The sequence below is a fragment of the Streptomyces sp. NH27 genome, assembly GCF_056859195.1.
This window is the reverse complement of sequence record NZ_JACEGK010000998.1, coordinates 1-988: the sequence shown is the minus strand read 5'-3', so window position 1 is coordinate 988 and position 988 is coordinate 1. Positions and strand designations below refer to the sequence as shown.

Genomic DNA, 988 nt, shown 5'->3' with positions numbered 1-988 from the left:
GGTGGGGGCGGGGGCGGCGCCGGTGGTTCCGCCGGTGGCGGTACGGCCGGCGCCGTCGGTACTGCTCGTGCGGGTGGTGCGGGTCCTGCTGCTGGTGCTGTTGGTGCTTTCCGTACTGTCGGAGTCACGCGTTGTGGGCGTGGGCATGCTGAGTAAGCCTCCAGCGGAGAGAGTAAACGGAGGTCGCCTCCGAAAACTATACGGAGGCCACCTCCGGAACTACAATCGCTTTTGGCGAGATGTTCGGAGCGGAGGCGTGACACAGGATGCGGGCAGATGCGCAGCGCAACTACGACCGGTTGCTCGAAGAGGCCCGGCAGGCGTTCATCGTGCACGGCACCGATGTCGCGCTGGAGGACATCGCCCGGCACGCGGGCGTCGGCATCGGCACGCTCTACCGGCACTTCCCCAACCGCTACTGCCTGATGAACGCGGTCTTCCTCCGCGAGATCGACGCGCTCGGCGCGCGCGCCACCGAGTTGATGTCCGTCGACGACCCGACCGAGGCCCTCACCTCATGGCTGTACGCGATGGCGGCGCACTCCACCTTGTACCGCGGCATGGCCGCGGCCATCGGCGAGGCGTCCGACACGCAGATGCCCGCGTGCAAGTTGAAGCTGCGCGAGTCCGGCGGGCAACTCCTGACCCGTGCGCAGCAGGCCGGCGCCGTACGGGAGGACATCCGCATCGACGACCTGCTCAAGCTGACGTACGCGATCGTGCAGGCGGCGGAGAAGGACCCCACGGAGAAGAAGGGGGTCTTCGAGCGGCTCATGTCCCTCATGATGGACGGCCTCCGCACGAGGCCGTCCGCACCGGCATCAGCCGGGGAGCGTCCCACCGCGACGGCCGTGGCCGGCCCCGACGCGCACGCCACGCCCCACTGAGCGCGCGGCTTTCCGCGCCCCTGCGCAGGTTGCCCTCCTTTCACGGAAGGAGACCTGCGCAGGGGCGCGGGGCGCGGGGAACTACGCGGCAGGCCCACCAC

At 69.5% G+C, this 988-nt stretch carries 1 protein-coding gene; it reads left to right on the top strand.

Annotation, left to right across the window (positions count from 1 at the left end):
- Window positions 1-266 precede the first annotated feature (266 nt).
- Window positions 267-887, top strand: coding sequence for a TetR/AcrR family transcriptional regulator (locus AC13HU_RS37645; RefSeq protein ID WP_483046503.1), 621 nt, complete (start codon window positions 267-269; stop codon window positions 885-887).
- Window positions 888-988: the final 101 nt, after the last annotated feature.

What these genes read in the sequence shown, in the direction of transcription:
- AC13HU_RS37645 (WP_483046503.1), top strand. Translation starts at nt 267, where the DNA reads ATGCGGGCAGATGCGCAGCGCAACTACGACCGGTTGCTCGAAGAGGCC.